The organism is Streptomyces antioxidans (assembly GCF_000968685.2).
GTDB lineage: Bacteria > Actinomycetota > Actinomycetes > Streptomycetales > Streptomycetaceae > Streptomyces > Streptomyces antioxidans.
On record NZ_LAKD02000051.1, the window covers coordinates 1 to 19,022 of the forward strand.

At 74.2% G+C, this 19,022-nt stretch carries 17 protein-coding genes, 1 tRNA gene and 1 pseudogene; 9 read left to right on the forward strand and 10 right to left on the reverse strand.

Annotation, left to right across the window (positions count from 1 at the left end; translation table 11 throughout):
• Positions 1-188 precede the first annotated feature (188 nt).
• The 3 genes from VT50_RS21000 to VT50_RS21010 all read right to left on the reverse strand — a co-directional run bounded on the left by VT50_RS21000 (position 189) and on the right by VT50_RS21010 (position 3,608).
• Positions 189-1,241 carry a chitinase gene (locus VT50_RS21000; protein WP_046088165.1) on the reverse strand — a complete coding sequence of 351 codons (1,053 nt, stop codon included), beginning with the start codon at positions 1,239-1,241 and terminating at the stop codon, positions 189-191.
• A 247-nt stretch (positions 1,242-1,488) separates the two neighbouring features.
• Positions 1,489-2,898 carry a HAMP domain-containing sensor histidine kinase gene (locus tag VT50_RS21005; RefSeq protein ID WP_046088164.1) on the reverse strand — a complete coding sequence of 470 codons (1,410 nt, stop codon included), beginning with the start codon at positions 2,896-2,898 and terminating at the stop codon, positions 1,489-1,491.
• A complete protein-coding gene (locus VT50_RS21010; protein WP_206269449.1) occupies positions 2,895-3,608 on the reverse strand; it encodes a response regulator transcription factor in 714 nt (237 codons plus the stop codon). The genes VT50_RS21005 and VT50_RS21010 overlap by 4 nt, the downstream gene beginning before the upstream one ends.
• A 42-nt stretch (positions 3,609-3,650) precedes the next feature.
• Here VT50_RS21010 and VT50_RS21015 point away from each other — a divergent pair, with 42 nt between their 5' ends.
• Positions 3,651-4,235 carry a hypothetical protein gene (locus VT50_RS21015; protein ID WP_046088162.1) on the forward strand — a complete coding sequence of 195 codons (585 nt, stop codon included), beginning with the start codon at positions 3,651-3,653 and terminating at the stop codon, positions 4,233-4,235.
• A 339-nt stretch (positions 4,236-4,574) separates the two neighbouring features.
• Here the strand turns inward: VT50_RS21015 and VT50_RS21020 are convergent, their stop codons facing one another.
• The 3 genes and pseudogenes from VT50_RS21020 to VT50_RS40505 form a co-directional block, all read right to left on the reverse strand.
• Positions 4,575-5,465, reverse strand: coding sequence for a spermidine synthase (locus VT50_RS21020; protein WP_046088161.1), 891 nt, complete (start codon positions 5,463-5,465; stop codon positions 4,575-4,577).
• Positions 5,466-5,505: 40 nt separating this feature from the next.
• Entirely contained in the window at positions 5,506-5,655 is a 150-nt protein-coding gene (locus tag VT50_RS39660) for a hypothetical protein (protein WP_167396618.1), read from the reverse strand.
• 267 nt (positions 5,656-5,922) lie between these two features.
• Positions 5,923-6,189: pseudogene (locus tag VT50_RS40505) on the reverse strand (hypothetical protein); the annotation flags it as partial.
• Between the two features lie 186 nt (positions 6,190-6,375).
• Between VT50_RS40505 and VT50_RS21030 the strand changes: the two are divergent.
• Complete coding sequence (locus VT50_RS21030; protein ID WP_046088160.1) at positions 6,376-7,806, forward strand: NsdA family TPR-like regulatory protein; 1,431 nt, start codon at positions 6,376-6,378, stop codon at positions 7,804-7,806.
• 60 nt (positions 7,807-7,866) lie between these two features.
• On the opposite strand, the gene VT50_RS21035 is transcribed toward VT50_RS21030, so the two are convergent.
• Positions 7,867-8,460 carry a histidine phosphatase family protein gene (locus VT50_RS21035; protein ID WP_046088159.1) on the reverse strand — a complete coding sequence of 198 codons (594 nt, stop codon included), beginning with the start codon at positions 8,458-8,460 and terminating at the stop codon, positions 7,867-7,869.
• 318 nt (positions 8,461-8,778) lie between these two features.
• Here VT50_RS21035 and VT50_RS21040 point away from each other — a divergent pair, with 318 nt between their 5' ends.
• The 7 genes from VT50_RS21040 to VT50_RS21070 all read left to right on the forward strand — a co-directional run bounded on the left by VT50_RS21040 (position 8,779) and on the right by VT50_RS21070 (position 15,643).
• Positions 8,779-9,810 (forward strand): phosphatase PAP2 family protein, encoded by a 1,032-nt coding sequence (locus tag VT50_RS21040; protein WP_046088158.1) that lies wholly within the window; start codon positions 8,779-8,781, stop codon positions 9,808-9,810.
• Between the two features lie 31 nt (positions 9,811-9,841).
• Entirely contained in the window at positions 9,842-11,014 is a 1,173-nt protein-coding gene (locus VT50_RS21045) for a hypothetical protein (RefSeq protein ID WP_053048680.1), read from the forward strand.
• Positions 11,005-12,711 (forward strand): hypothetical protein, encoded by a 1,707-nt coding sequence (locus tag VT50_RS21050; RefSeq protein WP_046088156.1) that lies wholly within the window; start codon positions 11,005-11,007, stop codon positions 12,709-12,711. The genes VT50_RS21045 and VT50_RS21050 overlap by 10 nt, the downstream gene beginning before the upstream one ends.
• Positions 12,711-14,093 carry an AAA family ATPase gene (locus VT50_RS21055; RefSeq protein WP_206269451.1) on the forward strand — a complete coding sequence of 461 codons (1,383 nt, stop codon included), beginning with the start codon at positions 12,711-12,713 and terminating at the stop codon, positions 14,091-14,093. The genes VT50_RS21050 and VT50_RS21055 overlap by 1 nt, the downstream gene beginning before the upstream one ends.
• 295 nt (positions 14,094-14,388) lie before the next feature.
• Positions 14,389-14,754 (forward strand): hypothetical protein, encoded by a 366-nt coding sequence (locus VT50_RS21060; protein WP_020871076.1) that lies wholly within the window; start codon positions 14,389-14,391, stop codon positions 14,752-14,754.
• Positions 14,755-14,868: 114 nt separating this feature from the next.
• On the forward strand, positions 14,869-15,513 hold the full coding sequence (locus tag VT50_RS21065; protein ID WP_046088155.1) for a bifunctional DNA primase/polymerase: 645 nt from the start codon (positions 14,869-14,871) through the stop codon (positions 15,511-15,513).
• A 56-nt stretch (positions 15,514-15,569) separates the two neighbouring features.
• Positions 15,570-15,643, forward strand: a tRNA-Lys gene (locus VT50_RS21070).
• 78 nt (positions 15,644-15,721) lie between these two features.
• Here VT50_RS21070 and VT50_RS21075 read toward each other — a convergent pair.
• The 3 genes from VT50_RS21075 to VT50_RS21085 all read right to left on the reverse strand — a co-directional run bounded on the left by VT50_RS21075 (position 15,722) and on the right by VT50_RS21085 (position 19,022).
• Positions 15,722-16,981, reverse strand: coding sequence for a nucleotide disphospho-sugar-binding domain-containing protein (locus VT50_RS21075; RefSeq protein WP_046088169.1), 1,260 nt, complete (start codon positions 16,979-16,981; stop codon positions 15,722-15,724).
• 90 nt (positions 16,982-17,071) lie between these two features.
• Positions 17,072-17,968, reverse strand: a complete 897-nt coding sequence (locus VT50_RS21080) for an SDR family NAD(P)-dependent oxidoreductase (protein WP_046088154.1) — start codon at positions 17,966-17,968, stop codon at positions 17,072-17,074.
• A gap of 103 nt (positions 17,969-18,071) precedes the next feature.
• Positions 18,072-19,022, reverse strand: a complete 951-nt coding sequence (locus VT50_RS21085) for a GlxA family transcriptional regulator (RefSeq protein WP_046088153.1) — start codon at positions 19,020-19,022, stop codon at positions 18,072-18,074.

The window sequence follows — 19,022 nt, forward strand, 5'->3', positions numbered from 1 at the left end:
TGGCGACGACCCAACTCAAGACCAGCTCACTAGGGGGTGTCCGGCGGGTCCTGGCGCCCGCGGCGGGCAGAGGCGGGCAGGGGAAAGAACCGACGGAAACGGCGGAGCGCGGTGGGTGGGGGATTCCTTCCGCGCCCCGCCGTGTGGGGGGTTTCCGTGGGGGGTGGTGATGTGGGGCCCGTCAGGTGTCAGCCGTTGAAGGCGCCGAACGCCTTGGTGAACGCGAGCTCTTCCTGGTCGATCGAGCTGCAGGTCGGCGACGCGGTGTCCTGCGGGCTCGGGCACTGCTTGTCGCGGGTCGCGGACCACATCGACAGCCAGGCCAGCCCCTTGGACTTGGCGAACTCCACCAACTGGGAGGCGTCGTCGACCTTGAATATCTCGTTCTTGACGTCATTGACGCCGATCATCGGGGTGACCGCGACGGTCTTCCACGCCTCGTCGTCGCTCAGCCCGAGCGCGTCCTTGATCTGGCCCTGGGTCGCGGTGGCGGCGTCGATGGCGTACTGGCCCATGTCGTCGTCGAAGGACGCGCCGTAGTCCATCGCCATGATGTTGACGGCGGAGACCTTCACGCCGTTCTCCTTGGCGTTGGCGACGAGGTCGACACCGTCCTGGGTGAGGCCGGTCGGGAGCACCGGCAGGGTGAAGGAGACGTCCAGGTCGGAGTGTTCCTGCTGAAGCTTGGCTATCGCCTGGGCGCGGCGGGTGTTGGCCTCCTTGTTCGGGAGCGCGCTGCCCTCGATGTCGAAGTCGACCTTGGTGAGCTCGAGCGCGTCCACGACCTTGCCGTAGGCCGCGGCGAGCTCGTCCGCCGAGGTGCAGGCCAGGCCCAGCTCGGATCCGGAGGCGCCGCCGAAGGAGACCCGGACGTCACCGCCCTTGGCGCGCAACGCCTCGGTCTGCTTGGCCACCTCGTTGTCGCCGACCTCGGTGACGCCGCCCCACTTGGGGGTACAGCCGCCACCGGAGGTGATGAAGGCGAGGTTGAACTCCTTGACGCCGGTCTTGTCGGCGGTGCCCACCATGTCGTAGGCAGGGTAGAGCGAGGTGTCGATGTACGGGGCGAAGCCGCCCGCCGCCGCGGCGGGCTTCTCGGAGGCGGAGGGCTTCTCGGAGACGGTTCCCGCGTTCGCCGCCCCGCTGAGCGCGAACGCCGTGCCGCCGGCCACGAGGGCGGCGGCGGTCGCGCCGATCACCTTGGTGGTCCGGCTCGCCTTGCGACGGTGCGTACTGCTCATCAGGTGCCTGCCTTCGCTGTACGGATGTGGGGGGTGATGGTGCGGGCGACACGCTAGCGAGGGGAAGTCGGACAAACGGCAGGATCCGTGCACCGGCCACGGATCTTATGGCTGCCTTAAGGAACCCATCGGCGGGGATTAAGAGGGCGCGCGGATAGGTGGGGCGGAGGAGGGAGGCGACGCGGAGCGTCGTCGACCGACGACAACGCCGCCAGGCGCCGCCCATCGCCCCGCGACACCGCCCCACCTATCCGCGCGCCCTCTCATGCTCCGCGGGCTCCTTGGGCCGACCGCGGCCCCGGGTCCGCTTCTTACGGCCGCGCCGCCGTTGCCCCGGGTCGGGGGAGCCGGCGCCGTTCAGCGAGAGCCACATCCGTACCTCGGTGCCGCCCAGCACGGACCGCCCGATCCGCAGATCGCCGCCCGTGGACTCCGCGACCCGGCGCACGATGTCCAGGCCCAGACCGGTCGAGCCGGGGCCCCCGTCGCCGTGGCCACGGCGGAGCGCCGCGTCGGGGTCGGCGATGCCGGGGCCCGCGTCGGAGACCAGGATGATCACGCTGTCCTCGCCGTTGTGGACGTCCACCGCGAGCGCCGTGCCCTCGGGCGTGTGCCGGAAGACGTTGCCGAGCAGGGCGTCCAGCGCGGCGCCGAGTTCGGGGCGGGCGACCGGCACCCTTACGGTGCGGTCGACCCCGGCCAGTCGCACCGTACGGTCCTCGTCCTCGGCCAGCGCGGACCAGAACTCCATCCGGTCCCGGATCACCTCGGAGGCGTCACAGCCGGAGGGGGTGGGGGTCTTCTGCTGGCGCGCGGTACGGATGATCTGGTCGACCTCACCCTCCAGCTGGGCGACGGCGGCGCGGGTGTGGTCGGCCGCCGGTCCCTCGCCCAGCGAGGCGGCGTTGAGGCGCAGCACGGTGAGCGGGGTGCGGAGCCGGTGGGAGAGGTCGGCGGCCAGCTCGCGCTCACCGGCCAGGAGCTGGACCACCTGGTCGGCCATGGAGTTGAACGCGGCGGCGGCCGCCCGGAGTTCGGCCGGTCCGTCCTCCGGGACGCGCACCCCGAGCTCGCCCCGGCCCAGCTCGTGGGCGGCCTCGGCGAGCCGTCCCGCGGGGCGCACCAGCCGGGTGCCGAGCCGGTCCGCGATGGCCACCGCGCCCACGATCAGCGCCAGGCCGACGCCCGCGAGCACCAGCCAGGACGTGGTCACCCCGCTGGTGACCACGCCGCGCGGGACGTACACCTCCACGACCGCGACCTGACCGCCGCTCAGCGCGGTCGGCTGGAGCAGTGCGTAACCCCCGGGGGTGTCGGAGACCGAGGCGCGGCCGAGCCGCCGCGCGGTGGCCAGCTCACCCTTGGGCGCACGGCTCTTGCCCAGGTCGTAGCCGCTCCCCCGGTCCCCCGGCTCATCGGGGACGTGCACCGCCATCCGGCCGTCCCCGCCCGCCTGGGTGCTGGCGACCGCGCGCTGGAGCCGCGGCCGCTCGGTGGTGATGGCGAGCGCCGGGCCGATGGTGGCGGCCTGCCGCTCGGCGTCGGCGAACGCCCGGTCCCTGGCCAGCTCCTTGACGACGAGTCCGAGCGGTACGGCGAAGGCGACCACGACCATCGCCGTGACCGCCAGACAGACCTTGACCAGGGCCCATCTCACGCGCGCTCCACCGGGGGCTCCAGCTTGACGCCGACCCCGCGCAGCGTATGGAGATAGCGCGGCCGGGCTGCCGTCTCGCCCAGCTTGCGGCGCAGCCAGGACAGATGGACATCTATGGTCTGGTCGTCCCCGTACGCCTGCCGCCAGACCTCGGCGAGGAGTTCCCGGCGCGGCACCACGACGCCCGGCCGCCCGGCGAGATAGGCCAGCAGGTCGAACTCCCGCCGGGTCAGATCGAGCGTCATCCCGTCCAACTGGGCCTGGCGGCGCAGCGGATCGACGGCCAGCCCGCCGACCCGGAGCACCGCCGGGGGCGCCGCCGCGCCGCCCGGCTCCCCCGCCCCACCCCCGCGGACGCGGCGCAGTACGGCGGTCATCCGGGCGGAGAGATGGGCCACGGAGAACGGTTTGACCAGGTAGTCATCGGCGCCGTCGTTGAGCAGCCGGACGATCTCGGCCTCGTCGTCACGGGCGGTGGCCACGATGACCGGCACATCGGTGATGCCGCGCAGCATCTTGAGCACCTCCGCCCCGTCCAGATCGGGCAGTCCGAGGTCCAGGATGACGACGTCGAATCCGATCTGCGCCACCTCGCGCAACGCCTCCAGAGCGGTGCCGACACTGCGCACGGTGTGGGACGCCTCGGTCAACTGCCGTATGAGGGCTGAGCGCACGAACTGGTCGTCCTCGACCACGAGCACACTTGCCATGAGCGGCACCGTACGCCATTCGGGTGAGGCAAGATGAGGAAGATGCAAAGAGGTCTGGTCCAATGTCTGGCCTGGGTGCTGGCGACCGGCGCCGCGGTCACGCTGTCGTGGTACGGCGTGCGGACGGTGCTGACCGGGACGGCCTACGATCCGCCGCGCGCGCTGCCCATCACGGACGGCTCCGGGTCGGCGAACGGGGCCTGGTCCTCCTCCACGCATCGGCCCAAGCCGCCCTCGTCCTCGGCCACTTCACCGTCCCCACCGCCCTCGCCGTCTTCGCCATCGCCTCCTGGGGCGGACGCGGGGTCCGGCGGCGGCAAGGACAAGGGGTCCGATGCGGCCGGGCGCACCCGCAAGCCGACGCAGCCGCCGTCCCGGCGGGATTCGCCGAGGCCGGAGGAGAGCGGGGAGGTCCGCAGCTATCCGGCCAAGGGCGGCCGGGCGGTCTTCGACATCCGGGCGGCGTCGGCGGATCTGGTCTCGGCGACCCCGGACGGCGGCTGGCAGATGCAGGTGTGGAAGCAGAGCGAGTGGATCCGGGTGGACTTCGTCTCCGGCGCCGACACCACGACGATCTTCTGCACCTGGCACGACGGCCCACCCCAGGTCCGCATCGACGAACACTAGGGATTTCCCCGGGAGCCCCCCCACCCCCGCCGCACCACCTCGCCCTGCGGCCCCGCCGCACGGCGGCCCGCCGCGTGGTGGGATCCCGCCGCATGATCCGGCTCGCCCCAGCCCCCGGGCACCGACCCCGCCCGCATGATGGGACTTCACCGCCCGGTCCGACCCCGGCGCGTGGTCCGGCCCCGCCCCGCCCCGTCCGCGTCTGCCCCGACCGCGTCGTGAGGGTCTGCCGGTTGGTTCGGGCCCTCTCCGTGGCAGCTTCGCCCCGGGCTCGGGGTCCAGGGGCGGAGCCCCTGGTTACGGGAAGGGGCGGGGAGGGGAAAGTCACCGCCGGGGCGGTCACGTGAAGACGGCGGGCGGCGGGGCCGGAGAGGGGGCGGCCGTCGCATCGGTGACCGGGGCCGCGCCACCCGTGAAGTCCGCGAGCGCACGCCCGTGTTCGACCCGGGCCGGATGCGGATCGCCCGCGACACGGCGCGTGAGCTCGGCCAGCGGCAGCTCACGGTCGGCGGCCAGCAGCACGGCGTTGCCAAAGCGGCGACCGCGCAGCAGGGCGGGGTCCGCCGTGAGACACACCTCGGCGAACGCGGCCCGCGCGGTGGCGATCTGGGCCTTCAGATGGGCCAGCGGCGGACCGTCGGCGAGATTCGCGGCGTACCACCCGTCCGGGCGCAGGGCGCGCCGCACCTCGGCGAGGAACTCCGCGCTGGTGAGATGGGCGGGCGTGCGCGCCCCACCGAAGACATCCGCGATGATCAGATCCGCCCAGCCGTCGGGCACCTTGGCGAGCCCGGCCCGGGCATCCGCACCGCGCACCCGTATCCGGTCACCGGGGTCCAGCGGCAGCTCACGCCGGACGAACTGGACGAGCGGGGCGTCGATCTCGATGATCTGCTGGGTGGAGCGGGGGCGGGTGGCCGCTATATAGCGGGCGAGGGTGAAGGCGCCGCCGCCCAGATGGACCGCGTGCAGCGGGCGGCCGGGAGGGGCGGCGAGATCGGCGGCATGGCCGAACCTGCGCTGGTACTCGAAGTCGAGATGGGCCGGGTCGTCGAGGTCCACATGCGACTGTGGCTTGCCGTCGAGCAGCAGCGTCCAACCGCGCGGCCGGTCCCGGTCCGGCACGAGCTCGGCGAGCCCCCCGTCGACGGATGCGGTGACCGGCTCGGGGCTGCGTCCCCGCGCCGCTCCGCGCCCGCGCGCGGCTCGCTTGTTCGTGCCTTTCGCCATGTGTCCCAGTATGGGGCCGACCACTGACAGTCCCCGGGGCTCACTGGCAGCGGTCGACGGCCTCGATCGTGCGGGCCGCCTCACCGAGCGCGGCCCGGAGCTCGGCGGGGTCGGTGGCGACCGTGTACGCCGCGTCGGGCGGCACCAGCCAACCGGTGCCGACGCCCGGCGGGGCCTCGATCCCGGCCACACCGGATTCACCGTCTCCGGGGCCAGCGTTTCCGGAGTCACCGCCTCCAGAGGCGGTGACTCCGGACGGGGCGTCCGCAGAGGCGGAGGTGGCTCCGGATCCACTGGCACCCGACTCGCTGACTCCCGATCCGCTGGCTCCGAATGCGCTCGCTCCGAATGCGGAAGCGGAATCTCCGAATGCGGAGCCTCCACTTCGGGAGTCTCCCGCCTCGGCGGAGTCGCCGGTGTCAGTGCCGGTCTCGGCGCCAGTCCCGGAGCCGATGTTTATCCGGATCCCGCGCCCGGATGTCTGGGTACACGCCGACCCCGGCAGGTCCCAGCCGTCCGCCGTACCGGGCGGGACCAGGAAGCCGAGGGTGTCGCAGGCGTTGTCATGCAGGACGGGGCCGAGGCCGTCGCACGCACGACGCAGGATGTCCACCGCCTCCAGCCCCTGGCGGGCTGGCACGGTGACGAGATCGCAGTCCTGGCGCTGGGGGTGCTGGCCAGTCGTCCGTGAGCGGCTGGTATCCACTCCGGCCTCCCTCTTCATCGGGTAGCACCTGGTTCAACGCGCGGCGGTGTCAACGGCTACGGCCGAATGCCGCCGTAAAGGATGGCAGTTCATGGCAGATCATGGGCGAGATATCACCTTTGCCGGAAATCTCCGAGTGTCGTGGATTTCACAGCCGGTACGGTTCTCCCCCGCCCACCTGGCATCACCAAGGGAGAGGCTCAGATGATGCCGCTTCCAGAGCCGCCGCCACCCCGGCCGAACACCGCGTTCCGCCGACTGCGCGGACAGCTCTCGCCCGCCGAGTTCGCGGCGTCCGTGCGCCGCGCCGCCCGTGAGATCGGCGAGCAGGTCTCCTGCGACGCCCGCTATATCGGCCGCGTCGAGTCGGGAGCGATCCGCTGCCCCAACTACGCGTACGAGCGGGTCTTCCGCCATATGTTCCCCGACCGCGCCCTTACGGATCTCGGCTTCGCCTCCCGTGAATCGGTGCGCGGCCACCAGGCGCGCGGCCCCGCGGGCCCTCCCGTCCCCGTGCCCGTGCCCGGCCCGCGCCCCGGGCCCCGCGAGCCCCAGGACAGGGGCTCCGTCGACGTCTTCGAGGAGAGCGAACTGCTGCGCCGCTCATTCATGGCCGGTGGGGCGGCGGCCGCCGCCGTGGCCGCCGCGCCCCGGGCCGGGACGCCGCCCCGGCGGGCGGGTCGGCGGGTGGGCGAGGCCGAGGCCGCCGCCGTGGAAGAGGCCGTACGGCGGATCCGGGTGCTGGACGACCGGCACGGCGCCGACCCCCTCTACGCCCACACCGCCAAACCGCTGAGCGCCGCCTACGCGCTGCTCGACGCGGGCGGCTACAGCCGCTCGATCGCCGAGCGGCTGTTCGCGGGCGCGGGCGAACTGGCCATCTCCGTGGGCTGGCTGGCCCATGACTCCGGGCGGCTGTCCGACGCGCGGTCCCACTACGCCGAGGCCCTGGCCACCGCGCGGGTCTCCGGCGACGCCGCCCTGGAGGCGCACGCGTTCTGCAACACCGCGTTCCTCGCCCGCGACGCGGGCCACCCCCGCGAGGCCGTAAGGGCGGCACAGGCGGCCCAGCGGGTCGCCGAGCGGCTCGCCTCGCCACGGCTGCTCTCGCTGCTCGCGCTGCGCGAGGCCGGGGGGCTCGCCTGGCTGACCGACCGGGGCGGCTGTGAGCGGGCGCTGCTCCGCGCCGGGACGCTGTTCGGGCGCGGGCCCTGCGACGCCGACCCCGAGTGGATGAGCTTCTTCGGGGAGGCCGAACTGGAGGGGCTGGAGGCGCAGTGCTGGTCGGCGCTCGGCGACTGGAAGCGCGCCATTGAGCACGCGCGGCGCGCGGTGGCCCTCCAGAACCCCCACTTCACCCGCAATATCGCGCTGTTCACCACGGAGCTGGCGAGCGATCTGGTGGCGGGCGGCGCGCCGGACGCGGCCGCCGCCTCTGCCGGGCGGGCGCTCGGCCTGCTGGACCAGGTGAAGTCGTCGCGGATCCGCCGGATGCTCGATGACACGGCCCGGATATTGCGTCCTTACGGTCGCGATGAGGCGGTCGCGGACTTCCTCGCCCGCTATGAGGCGACCACCGCCCGCCCCGAGCCGACCGGCCGGTTCGAGGCGACCGGCCGCACCAGCCCGGTCTGACGCCGGTCGCCGGTTCGGCCCCTCGATCGGGAAATGACCGGTTCAGCCGGGATGGCCCGATCAGTCGAGATGACCGGTGTCGTTCCAGCGCTCGATTGCGGGCTCGCCGTACGCCCAGCCGAGCACCGACAGCGACGTGGGATCGAGCCGGATACGAGCGGCGAAGGAGGCGTCATGGCCGAGCCAACGGGCGCCCAGCGTCCGCAGGACGTGGCCGTGCGCGAAGACCAGCACATCGCGGTCGGCCGAGCGCGCCCACGCCACGACCTCGTCGGCCCGCGCCGCGATCGAGGCGATCGACTCGCCCTCGGGCACCCCGTCGCGCCAGATGAGCCAGTCCGGCCGGATGGCCTTGATCTCGGCGGGGGTCATCCCCTCGTAGGCGCCGTAGTCCCACTCCAGGAGCGCGTCCCACTCCCGGGCCCGGTCGCCGAAGCCCGCCAGCGCGCAGGTCTCCTTCGCCCGCGCCAGCGGGCTGGTGCGCACCTCGGCGTCCGGGAGGCCCGCCCAGGGGCTCTGGTGCAGCCGCTCGCCGAGCAGTTTGGCGCCGCGCCGCCCCTCGTCCAGCAGCGGGATGTCCGTACGGCCGGTGTGCTTTCCGGCCAGCGACCACCGCGTCTGTCCGTGCCGGGCCAGGAGGATGCGTGGGGCCATGGGCAGTGCCTTCTTTCACCGGTTTCGCGCCGCCGCGCCGCCGTGCGCCATTACACGTCGCCGCCTGCGGTTTCATGCACATCACGGGACCGGCACATGGCCGATCGCCATCCCTCCATCATCGCCCACGTGATCGGCGGGCAACCTGTGGGGCGCTCCTGGCGTCTTCCAGGCTGCGTGCGAGTCCACCAGGGGTCCGACCGGGACTCCGACAGTGGACGCACTCGCGGATGGGGGTGGTGCGTAGGTCGCCTCGCCTACACCGTACGGTTGACCGCGCGCCTTTTTCTGGCCGTCTGAACTTTGGAGAGCGTCCGAATGCCCCACACCGTGCCCCGTGCCGGAGCAGCACAGGGCGGTCGGCCCCGATGGTGGACCGAACTGCCGCTCATAGCGGTGGTGTACGCCGCGTACTCGGCCGGTCGGCTCCTGGCCCGCGGCGATGTGTCCACCGCCGTCGATCACGGTCTGGCGATCCTCCACTTCGAACAGCGTCTGAACATCGACTTCGAGTCACCGCTGAACGACCTCTTCACGGCCCACGCGCTCGTAGGGATACCGGCGGACTTCGCCTACGCCTCGCTGCACTACGTCTTCACCCCGGCCATCCTGATATGGCTGTGGAAGCGCCGTAAGGCGTCGGACTACCGCTTTCTGCGCACCTGGCTGCTGGTCTCCACGGTCATCGGGCTCATCGGCTTCACGCTGCTGCCGACGTGCCCGCCGCGGCTCCTGGACGCGGGCCACGGCTTCGTGGACACCATGGCGCAGTACGGCTCGTACGGCTGGTGGGGCAGCGACGCCAGCGCACCGCGCGGGCTCGGCGGGCTGACCAACCAGTACGCGGCGATGCCCAGCCTCCATGTGGGATGGGCGCTGTGGTGCGGCGTCGCCCTGTGGCGGCACGGACGCTCGGTGTGGGCCAAGGTCGGCGCGGTCGGCTATCCGCTGGCGATCACGCTCGTGGTGATGGGCACCGCCAACCACTACTTCCTGGACGCCGCCGCCGGCGTCGCCACCATGGGCCTCGGGGCGCTGCTGGCGCGTCCCGCGCTGCGGCTCTCGGGTGCCCTGCGCACCCGCCTGCGCCCGGCCCGGGAGGCCACCGTCGCCTCCCGAAACGCGGGTGTGCCCGCGAATGTCGGTGACAAGTGCGAGACTGCGGCGCGTGAACGGGAACGGATCCCCCGACAGCAGGGCAGGGGCGCGGACAGGCAACGCACCGACGGTGCCGAGGACGACGGCGGCCGGGGAGCCGGTGCCGGTACCGGCGGCCGGGGCGGCGACGCCACGGCCACGGGCGACGCGGCCCCCACGGCGGACGACGGGGCTCCGGCAGCGGCTCGCTGAGCTGCGCGGCCCGACCACCGCTCCCCGTCCGATGGACGCCCGGGCGCTGGCGGCGCTGGCCGCCAACCCGGGCTGCCGCCGCCGTGCGCTGCTGGACGGGGCCGGGGTCGACAAGGGCGCGCTGGCGCAGGCCCTGGGGGCTCCCGCGAACTTCGGGCAGTCGCAGTTCGCACATCAGCGCGGTAACTCCTTCGAGGCCCGGGTCAAGGCCGACGGCGGCGCGGACCTGGTGCGGCTGCTGCACGAGCGGCTGCGCGACGGCTCCGAGCCGTCCGGCCCCGGCGCCGTCGCGACCCCCGATCTGACCGCGTCCGGGCCACAGGGCCGCACGGCCCGTACGGCGCTCGCGCTGCGGGAGGCCACGGAGGCGGGGCGCTGGGCGCTGCTGGACCATCCGATGGTGAGCCTGGACGTCGCGGGCTCGTCCGCCTTCCTGGAGCCGGACGCGGTCGTGGTGCACCCCGACGGGTCGTGGACGGTCATCGAGATCAAGTCCTTCCCCATGGTGGACGGCTCCGCCGACCCGGCCAAGGTGGGCGCGGCCGCCCGGCAGTCGGCGGTCTACACGCTGGCGCTGGAGCGGGTGGCATCGATGATCGGCGAGCCGGACGAGGACGGCGGCGGCACCACGGATCCGGCGGGCGCGGCTGAGACGGCGGGCAAGGCGGCCCGCGGTCCCGTGCGGGCCCGGGTGCGGCATCAGGTGCTGCTCGTCTGCCCCAAGGACTTCTCCAACCTGCCGACCGCCGAACTGGTCGATGTGCGCAAGCAGCTGGCGGTCACCCGGCGGCAGCTGGACCGGCTGACCCGGATCGAGGAGATCGCCGCCGCCCTCCCCGAGGGCACCACCTTCGACCTCAGGCTCACCGACGACGGCCGGATCCCGACCCGGCCGGTCGGGGAGCTCACGGCCGCCGTGGACGCCGTGGACGCGGCGTACGCCCCGGAGTGCCTGTCCACCTGCGAACTGGCCGCCCACTGCCGGATCCGGTCCCGCGCGGCGGGGCGGGTCGAGGCGCTGGGCCGTGGCGTCCGGGGCGAGCTGGGCGGGCTCACCACCGTGGACGCCGTCCTTACGGCCGCCATGAACGGCCCCGCCGACGGGGCCCCCACCGGTGACCCCGCCGTGGACGCCCTGCGCCGCGCGGCGGCCCTGCGCGCCGAGGCGCTCGCGGCCCGCCCCGAGGCGGTGGCATGTCGCTGATCACCACCCTGGCCCGGATGGAGGCGGTCCGGGAGGGTCGGGCCCAGCCGCTGACCACCGTGCGCCACCGCCATCTGTCGCCGCGCCCGCTGGCGTTCGTCCCGCTCACCACCGCCGGTGAGGCGGGGGCGCCGCTCGGGGCGCTGGTGGGCACCGACCGGGACGCACCGCGGCTGCTGATCGTGGCCCAGCCGCGCGACCGCGATCTGCGGTTCGCGTTCCTGGCCGAGCTCGCCGAGGAGATCCAGCCGTATCTGGACTCGTACGCGGACGAGGTCGACCTGGAGGAGCGCAAGGAGACCGATCCCGAGACCGGTAAGAAGGTGCCGGTCCAGGTCGAGCTCTGTGCGGACGCGCCGCAGCTGCTGGTGCCCAGCACCGCGGGTGTGGCGTTCGTCCGGCTGCTTGGCCGGTCGATGCGGTTCCGGCGGACCGCCGAACAGGACCCGGAGACGCCCTTCCCGGCGCCCGCGCGGGTGCCGCTGCTGGGGCGGTGGCTGACCCACTACGGGGAGCGGTCGCGGGTGCCCGGCTCCTGTCTGCTGCTGTCGCTCACCGAGCTGCTGAGCCGTCACTGGGCGACCGGCCAGAGCAACCTGGAGGATCAGCACCTGGGCTCACTGCTGGCCTGGATCGACCCCCCGGAGGGCGCACCGGGCGCGGAGGCGGCGCTACGGGCGGAGTCGGAGCGGGACGGGGACGGCCTGCTGCGCTGCCCGCCCGCGGGCCCGTCCACCGACCCCGCCTTCGACAACAAGCTGCTGGCCCCGGCGATGTCCCGCTACGACGCCGCCCGTACGGAGGCGTCCCAGGGCGTGGCCGGGGGTGCGGCGCGGCTGCGGCTCGCCGAGACGGAGCTGCGCGGGCTGATCGCGTCGCAGCTGCGGCCCACCTGGGACGCGCTGTGGCACGGAGTGGATCTGCTGCGCTCCCTCCCGGAGGGCGCGCGGGTGGCCGACCGCTGGAAGCGGGACCGCTGGTCCTACACCGGCCACCGGGACCGGGTCCGGGCCGGGGAGCCGCCGCAGCCCAAGCTGGACGACGCGGTGACGGCGGCGCAGAAGCTCGCCGCGCGCGAGACCGCGCAGGCCCAGCTGGACGCCCATGAGGCGCTGGACGATCCGCTGGTCATGGCGGGGCGGCGGCTGGCCGGTGAGGCGTTCGCGGGCGAGGTGACCGATGTGGAGATGGCCTGGTCGGACGCGAAGGTGCCGCGCCCGCGCCCGCTGGTCACGATCCGCACCGAGGACCGTCCGCACCTGGCCGAGCGGGTCAAGCTGCACCGGGTGACGGCCGACGGCAGGGCGCAGAGCGGGGAGTTCGCCGGTCTCGCGGACCTGGACGGGGCTGACGGCGCCGACGAGGCTGACGGGGACCACGGGGCCGATGTCGTGGAGGGCCCGGGCGATACGGACGGTCTGGGCGATACGGACGCCCTGAGCCATGCCCACGGCCCGGGCCGTGCGCTGGTGGTGCGGCTCACTGGCGGGATGGGCCGGGGCAAGGAGCCCGAGCCGGGCACGGTGCCCGAGAAGGGCGACCTGGTGTGCTGGACGCTGTTCGAGCACGCCCCGCGCGGCGGTCCGGAGCTGCCCGACGTGGAGAGCACCCCATGGACCCATGGCGGCCCGCCGGACGCCGCCGCCCCGGCCCAGGGCCCCCAGCCCGACCCGATGACCGAGGAGGACCATCTGTGATCGGCGCGGACCCGGCCGCCGCCGCGGCCCACCCGGGCCGTGCCCGCGCGGACGAGCCGTTCGACCCGTCGGCCGCCGCGGCACGCGCCACCGCGGCGATCCTGCACGACACGCTGCACGGAGCGGACCGCGGCGTCGTCGTGGACTCCCCGCCCGGCGCGGGCAAGTCGACGCTGGTGGTGCGGGCGGCGCGGGAGCTGGCCGCCGCCGGACGGCCTCTTATGGTGGTCGCGCAGACCAACGCGCAGGTGGACGACCTGGTGGACCGGCTGGCCACGGCGGATCCCGACCTCCCGGTGGGGCGGCTGCACAGCAGCGATCCGCATCCGTACGACCCGGTACTCGACGGCCATGAGTCGGTCCGCACCTCCGCGAAGATCGCCGACCTCGCCGGGCTCGACATCGTGGTCTCCACGGCCGCGAAGTGGGCGCACATCAAACACGTCGAGCCGTGGCGGCACGCGATCGTGGACGAGGCGTACCAGATGCGCTCCGACGCGCTGCTGGCGGTCGCCGGGCTGTTCGAGCGGGCGCTGTTCGTGGGCGACCCGGGGCAGCTTGACCCGTTCAGCGTGGTGGGCGCCGACCAGTGGGCGGGGCTCTCGTACGACCCGTCGGCGAGCGCGGTCACCACCCTGCTCGCCCACAATCCGCGGCTCCCGCAGCACCGGCTGCCGGTCTCCTGGCGGCTCCCGGCCTCGGCCGCGCCGCTGGTCTCGCACGCGTTCTACCCGTACACGCCCTTCCGCAGCGGCACCGGCCACCGCGAGCGGCAGCTGAGCTTCGGGGTGGCCTCCGACGGCTCGGGCCCCGACCGGGTGCTGGACGAGGCCGCGGCGTCCGGCTGGGGGCTGCTGGAGCTGCCCGCCCGGCGGACCCCGCGCACCGACCCGGAGGCGGTAGCGGCCGTGGCCCAGGTGGTGCGGCGGCTGCTGGACCGGGGCGCGGTGGCGGTCAGCGAGCGGTCCGACGAGCCGCAGCCGGTCGCCGCGGACCGGATCGCGGTGGGCACGGCGCACCGGGACCAGGCGGCGGCGGTCCGGGCGGCGCTGGCGGGGCTCGGAGTCTCCGGCGTCACCGTCGACACCGCCAATCGCCTCCAAGGGCGTGAGTTCGATGTCACGGTCGTGCTGCACCCGCTGTCGGGGCGGCCGGACGCCACGGCCTTCCATCTGGAGACGGGGCGGCTGTGCGTGCTGGCGTCGCGGCACCGGCAGGCGTGTGTGGTGGTGTGCCGGGCGGGCGTGGCCGAGCTGCTGGACGAGCATCCGTCCACGGAGCCGGTGCAGCTCGGCGTCACGGTGAAGTTCCCGGACGGCTGGGAGGCCAACCACGCGGTGCTGGCGCACCTGTCCGAGCACCGGGTGTCATGGCAGCCGTAAGGGCGTGGGGCCGTAAACCGTGAGGGCGTGAGGGCGGTGCCCACAAAGGGCGTGCGGGCGGCTTCCGGTGCCGGTGAAGGGGCCTTCTGGCGGCCGTAAGGACGGCACGCTCCCGGTGGCCGTACGGTGGCGCGCCACCGGGGCGAGAGGTGCGGTCATGGTTCAGGGGGCGGTCGGGTGGGGAGAGACCCCAGGTCGGCGGCGTACGGCGGGGGCACCCTTGCCGTACGCGCGACAATGGAGACGACAAGACCCGCGAACCGTACGTGTCTCACGAGCCAGGAGGAGAGATCACATGCCCGAGCCGGATTCGGCTCACGGCCGGCACGGCTCCGCGCCCCGGCGGCTGAAGCCCGCGCCCCTGCTCTTCGAACCGGCCGCCGCCGCGTCGGACGAGGCACACTTCTTCGACCTGGAGTCGATCGAAGACCCGCGTGAGCTGCTGTCCCGCTCGACGGAGCTGGTGCTGGCGTTCCGCGCGGCGACGGACCGGGCCATGGAGTTTCAGGCGATGGCGGCGGCGCAGCTCGCCGACCCGAGACGGTTCGACCGGCTGACCCCCGCCGTGATCGCCGAGCGTGCCGAGTGGACCGAGGACTACGCCAAGAAGATGGTCGAGTTCGGGCGTGAGCTGATGCGGGGCGGCGAGGTGCTGGACTGACCGCGGGCGTGAGCCCGGGGCATATGCGGGCGGAAGGTACCCGATATCGCCGTCCGATGTCCCGGTTTCCTCTCATCTCTCTACACCGTCATCGCCGACGGTAAAGGTGGAAACATGAGCAGATCGCCGCAGGACTCACTGCACACCGCCGCCTTCGTCACCCCGGCGGGCGCGGACTGGCTCGCCTCGGCCAGCGCCTCCCCGCGTCGTGTGCAGGCCCTGTGGGCCGCTGCCCCGGCCGCCCCGGTGACGCTGCCGTGCGGCACGGCGTTCGACGTGATCAGCATGGACGCGCTCTTCGGCCGCCGGGTAGTGGGGCGGTTATGGACCGACGGCCCCGGCACCGGACCGGTCGCGGCCCAGGGCGGCCGGGTCATGCTCTTCGCCACCCCGGGGACCGCCCAGCGGCTGCCCGCGCTGCTCGGCTGGGAGGAGTGGGGCGCGGCGGCTCCCCCGCTGCTCTGCTACGGCCGGGGCGACGCGGTGACCGTGCCACCGCTGTTCCCTCCGGACCCCGGTCCGCAGGAGGCGGCGCCCCTGGAGCACGACGGCCCGGAATCCGGCGCCGGGGAGCCCGCCGACCGGGAGTCCGCCCCGATGCCGTCGCCGCCGCGCTGGCTGGTCGCGCCCGATGTGCGCGGCCCCTGGCTGCCCGGCCCCGAGGTGCTGCTGTGGGCCTGTGTGAGAGCGGCGCGCACCGTCGGTGGCGATCTTGTCGGCACGGCTGTGACCAGCGCATCCGCCGCCTTTCCGGGCTGAAACTTATCGATTTTCACTCCGTGGCGTCCGGGTGCTAAGGTCTCCTACGTCAGCAGGCGCCGCTAGCTCAGTTGGTTAGAGCAGCTGACTCTTAATCAGCGGGTCCGGGGTTCGAGTCCCTGGCGGCGCACAGACAGTGAAAGGCCCCCCACTCCGGTGGGGGGCCTTTCACGTGGCCCGACGATACGGGCGGCGCGGGACGGCGGACTCAGACCGCAGGGCCCGTGAGCCGGGTGACCGCCTGCACCGCCTTGTCCGGGCCGGGCATCGCAAGCGCCTCCCGGCGCAGGGCATGCGCCGCCGCGGCGTACGAGGGCTGCTCCAGCAGGGCGAACAGATCCAGGGCCAGCCGGGCGCCCGCCGCCCGCGCCCCGGGCCGTGTGGTGTCGAGGCCATCGGCGGGCAGATACATCCCGGCGCCCGCCCGGGCCAGCCGCGCCCCGTTCAGCTGGTGCTCCAGGCGGGGTGCGACGATCAGCTGCGGCACCCCGGCCATGGCGGCGGCCAGCACCGCCGCACCCCCGCCCTGGTGGAGCAGCGCCCGGCAGCCCGGCAGCACCCGGTGCAGCGGCCCGGCGGGCGGCCGCCCCTCGGCGGCGCTTCCGACCCGGACGACCTCCACGCCCCGCGCCTCGGCGGCGCCCAGTGCGGCCCGTACGGCGTCGGGCGGGCCACCGGCGTCGTCCCACGCCGCGCACACCCGCACCGGCCCTGAGCGCCCGGGGCCGCCACCCGGCCCGCGCCGCCCGCTGGACGCGGCCGTGGGGCGCCCGGGGCGGGCCCGGGCGCGGCGGGCCTCGTACGGCGACGGCGCCTCATCCGGCGACGTCCCGTCGTACGGCACGAGGCGCACCGGCAGCCGCCGCGCCCGCGAGGGCAGCGCGAGGCTCGGCGGGCAGGGGTCGAGCCACAGGTCGGGCTCGCGGGCCGGGTCGGCGCCGTAACGCCGCATCAGCCGCGCGTAACCGGGCAGCGGCGGGCCTTCCAGCCGCTGCCGGTCCAGCCGCAGGACGGCCGCGCTCCCCCACAGCTGGCCCACCGCGGGCACACCCAGCGCCCCCGCGGCCACCGTGCCCGCGTACGCGCCCGCGTCGTGCACCACCAACTCCGGCTGCCAGCAGCGGGCGAACGCCACCAGGCCCTGGGCCATCGCCTCGGCGATCCGCACCTGCCGGTCGCCGCACGCGCGCAGCGCGCCGTGCTGCTCCGGGGTGAGCGCGGCGGGCCGCACCGGCCAGTCCGTGGGCCAGCTGCCGCGCGGGCGGTGGACCGCGTCCGGCGCTCTGACCACCGCCAGGGGCAGGGCGCCGGTCTGCACCGGCACCAGGCCGGTGCGGGCGACTGCCGCGGCGCACTCGGACGGCACCGCGACCCGCACCTGGTGCCCGGCCTCGAGCAGGGCGCGGGCCAGCGGCACCATGGGGACGAGATGGGCCCCCGAGGCCCAGGTCGTGAACAGGACGCGCACGGTCACCTCCCGCAGAGGTCAAGGCGGCCGGACCGACCCGTCCGGCCGATGGACATGACACCGAGCCGCCTCCTCCCGCCCCCGGCGGGCTCAGCGGCGCCCCGCGAGCGTCAGCGTCTCGCCGGTGATCGCGCCGTTGGCCGCCGAGCACAGGAAGACGAGAGCGCGGGCGATGTCCTCGGGGGTGGTCATGGGGCCCTCGGCAGCGGTGGGCGGCCGATCGGCCGAGGTCGATGGTCGATCAGACGCGGCCGGTGGCCGATCGGGCGAGGTCGGTGGTCGATCAGCCATGGCTGGTGGCCGATCGGACGACATCGGGGGTCGATAAGGCGTGGTCGGCGACCGGTCAGGCGAAGTCGGGGGTCGATAAGGCGTGGTCGGCGACCGGTCAGGCGAAGTCGGCCCAGGGCACACGGCGTTGATCAGCACTCCATCCCCGCCCAGCTCGTCCACCAGACCGCGGACCAGACCCCGCAGCCCGGCCCGCGCCACCGCGTGGAACTCCCCACCCGGGTCGCCCTCCGGTGCGTACGGCGGGGCCATCAGCGCGATCCGGCCCCAGCCGCGCTTGCGCATCCCGGCGACGGCCCACTGGGCGGTGCGGATCGCGGGCGCGAAGGAGTCGGCGACGAGCGGCCGCCAGTGCTCCTCCGGGACGTCCTCGAACCGGGCGTGCGGCTCGCGCCGCGCTCCCCTTCGCCGGGCGGCCGCCACCAGCACGTCCAGCCCGCCCCAGTGCTGCTCGACGGCGGCCACGACCCAGCGCGGCGACGCGGCGTCGTCCAGGGCGTACGGCACGGCGAAGGCCCTGCCCCGCTCCGGTCCGGACAGCTCGGCGGCCAGCGCCTCCGCGGCCTCGCGGCGGTGCCGGAAGGCGAGCGCGACCCTGGCGCCCTGCTCCGCGAAGGCGCGTGCGGCGGCGCTGCCGAGGGCTCCGGTGGCCCCGGTGACCAGGACCGTGCGCCCCTCAAGGCCGAGGTCCAACATGGGCGCTCCTCGCGGTCGTTCCCACTGAGAAGGCCATGGTCGCCGCCGTGACTCGAGCCCGCCTCGACCCGCGCCCGAGCCCATCCGGTGGATCGCCCAGCGGCTATCCCGCGTTTCGCCGGAAGGCGGAGCGATAGCCGTACGGGCTGGTGCCGACGACGCGCTTGAAGCGGTCCCGGAAGGAGGTGGGCGAGCCGAATCCGACCTGGGCGGCGATGCGCTCGACGGGGTGGGTGGTGGCCTCCAGCAGATACTGCGCCTGGCGGATCCGCGCGCGGTGCAGCCACTGCAGCGGGGTGGTGCCGGTGTGCTCACGGAAGCGGCGGTTGAGGGTGCGGGTGCTCATGCCGACGTGAGCGGCGATCTCATTGAGGGTGAGGTCCCGTCCGGCGTTGTCCTCCATCCACCGCAGCAGGGGTTCGAACAGCGATCCGCGCGGCACGGGAGGCTGGTCGTGGACGATGAACTGGGCCTGTCCGCCCTCCCGTTCCAGGGGCATCACGGACAGCCGGGCGGCGTCGGCGGCCACGGCGGAGCCATGGTCGCGCCGGATGATGTGCAGACACAGATCGAGCCCGGCCGCGGCGCCCGCCGAGGTGAGGAACTGGCCATTGTCCACATAGAGCACATCCGGGTCGACCTGGATCTTCGGATGGAGCTCGGCCAGCAGCGCGCCGCCGAGCCAGTGCGTGGTGGCGCGGAGTCCGTCGAGCAGCCCGGTGGCGGCGAGGACGAAGGCGCCGGAGCAGATCGAGGCGATACGGGTGCCCCGCCCGGCCGCGTCCCGCAGCGCCCCGATCACCTCGTCGGGGACCGGGAGCAGGGGGTCGCCGCGGCCCGGTACGACGATGGTGTCGGCCTCGGCTAGCGCCTCGAGCCCGTACGGCGCCTGGAGGACGAACGCCCCGGCGTCGACGGCGGGGGCGGGGGCACAGACCCGGACGCGGTAGGGCTCCCGGCCGTCCGGCAGCCGGGTGCGGGTGAACACCTCGATCGGGGTGGCCAGATCGAAGGCGATGACCTGGTCCAGCGCCAGGATCACGACAGTGTGCAT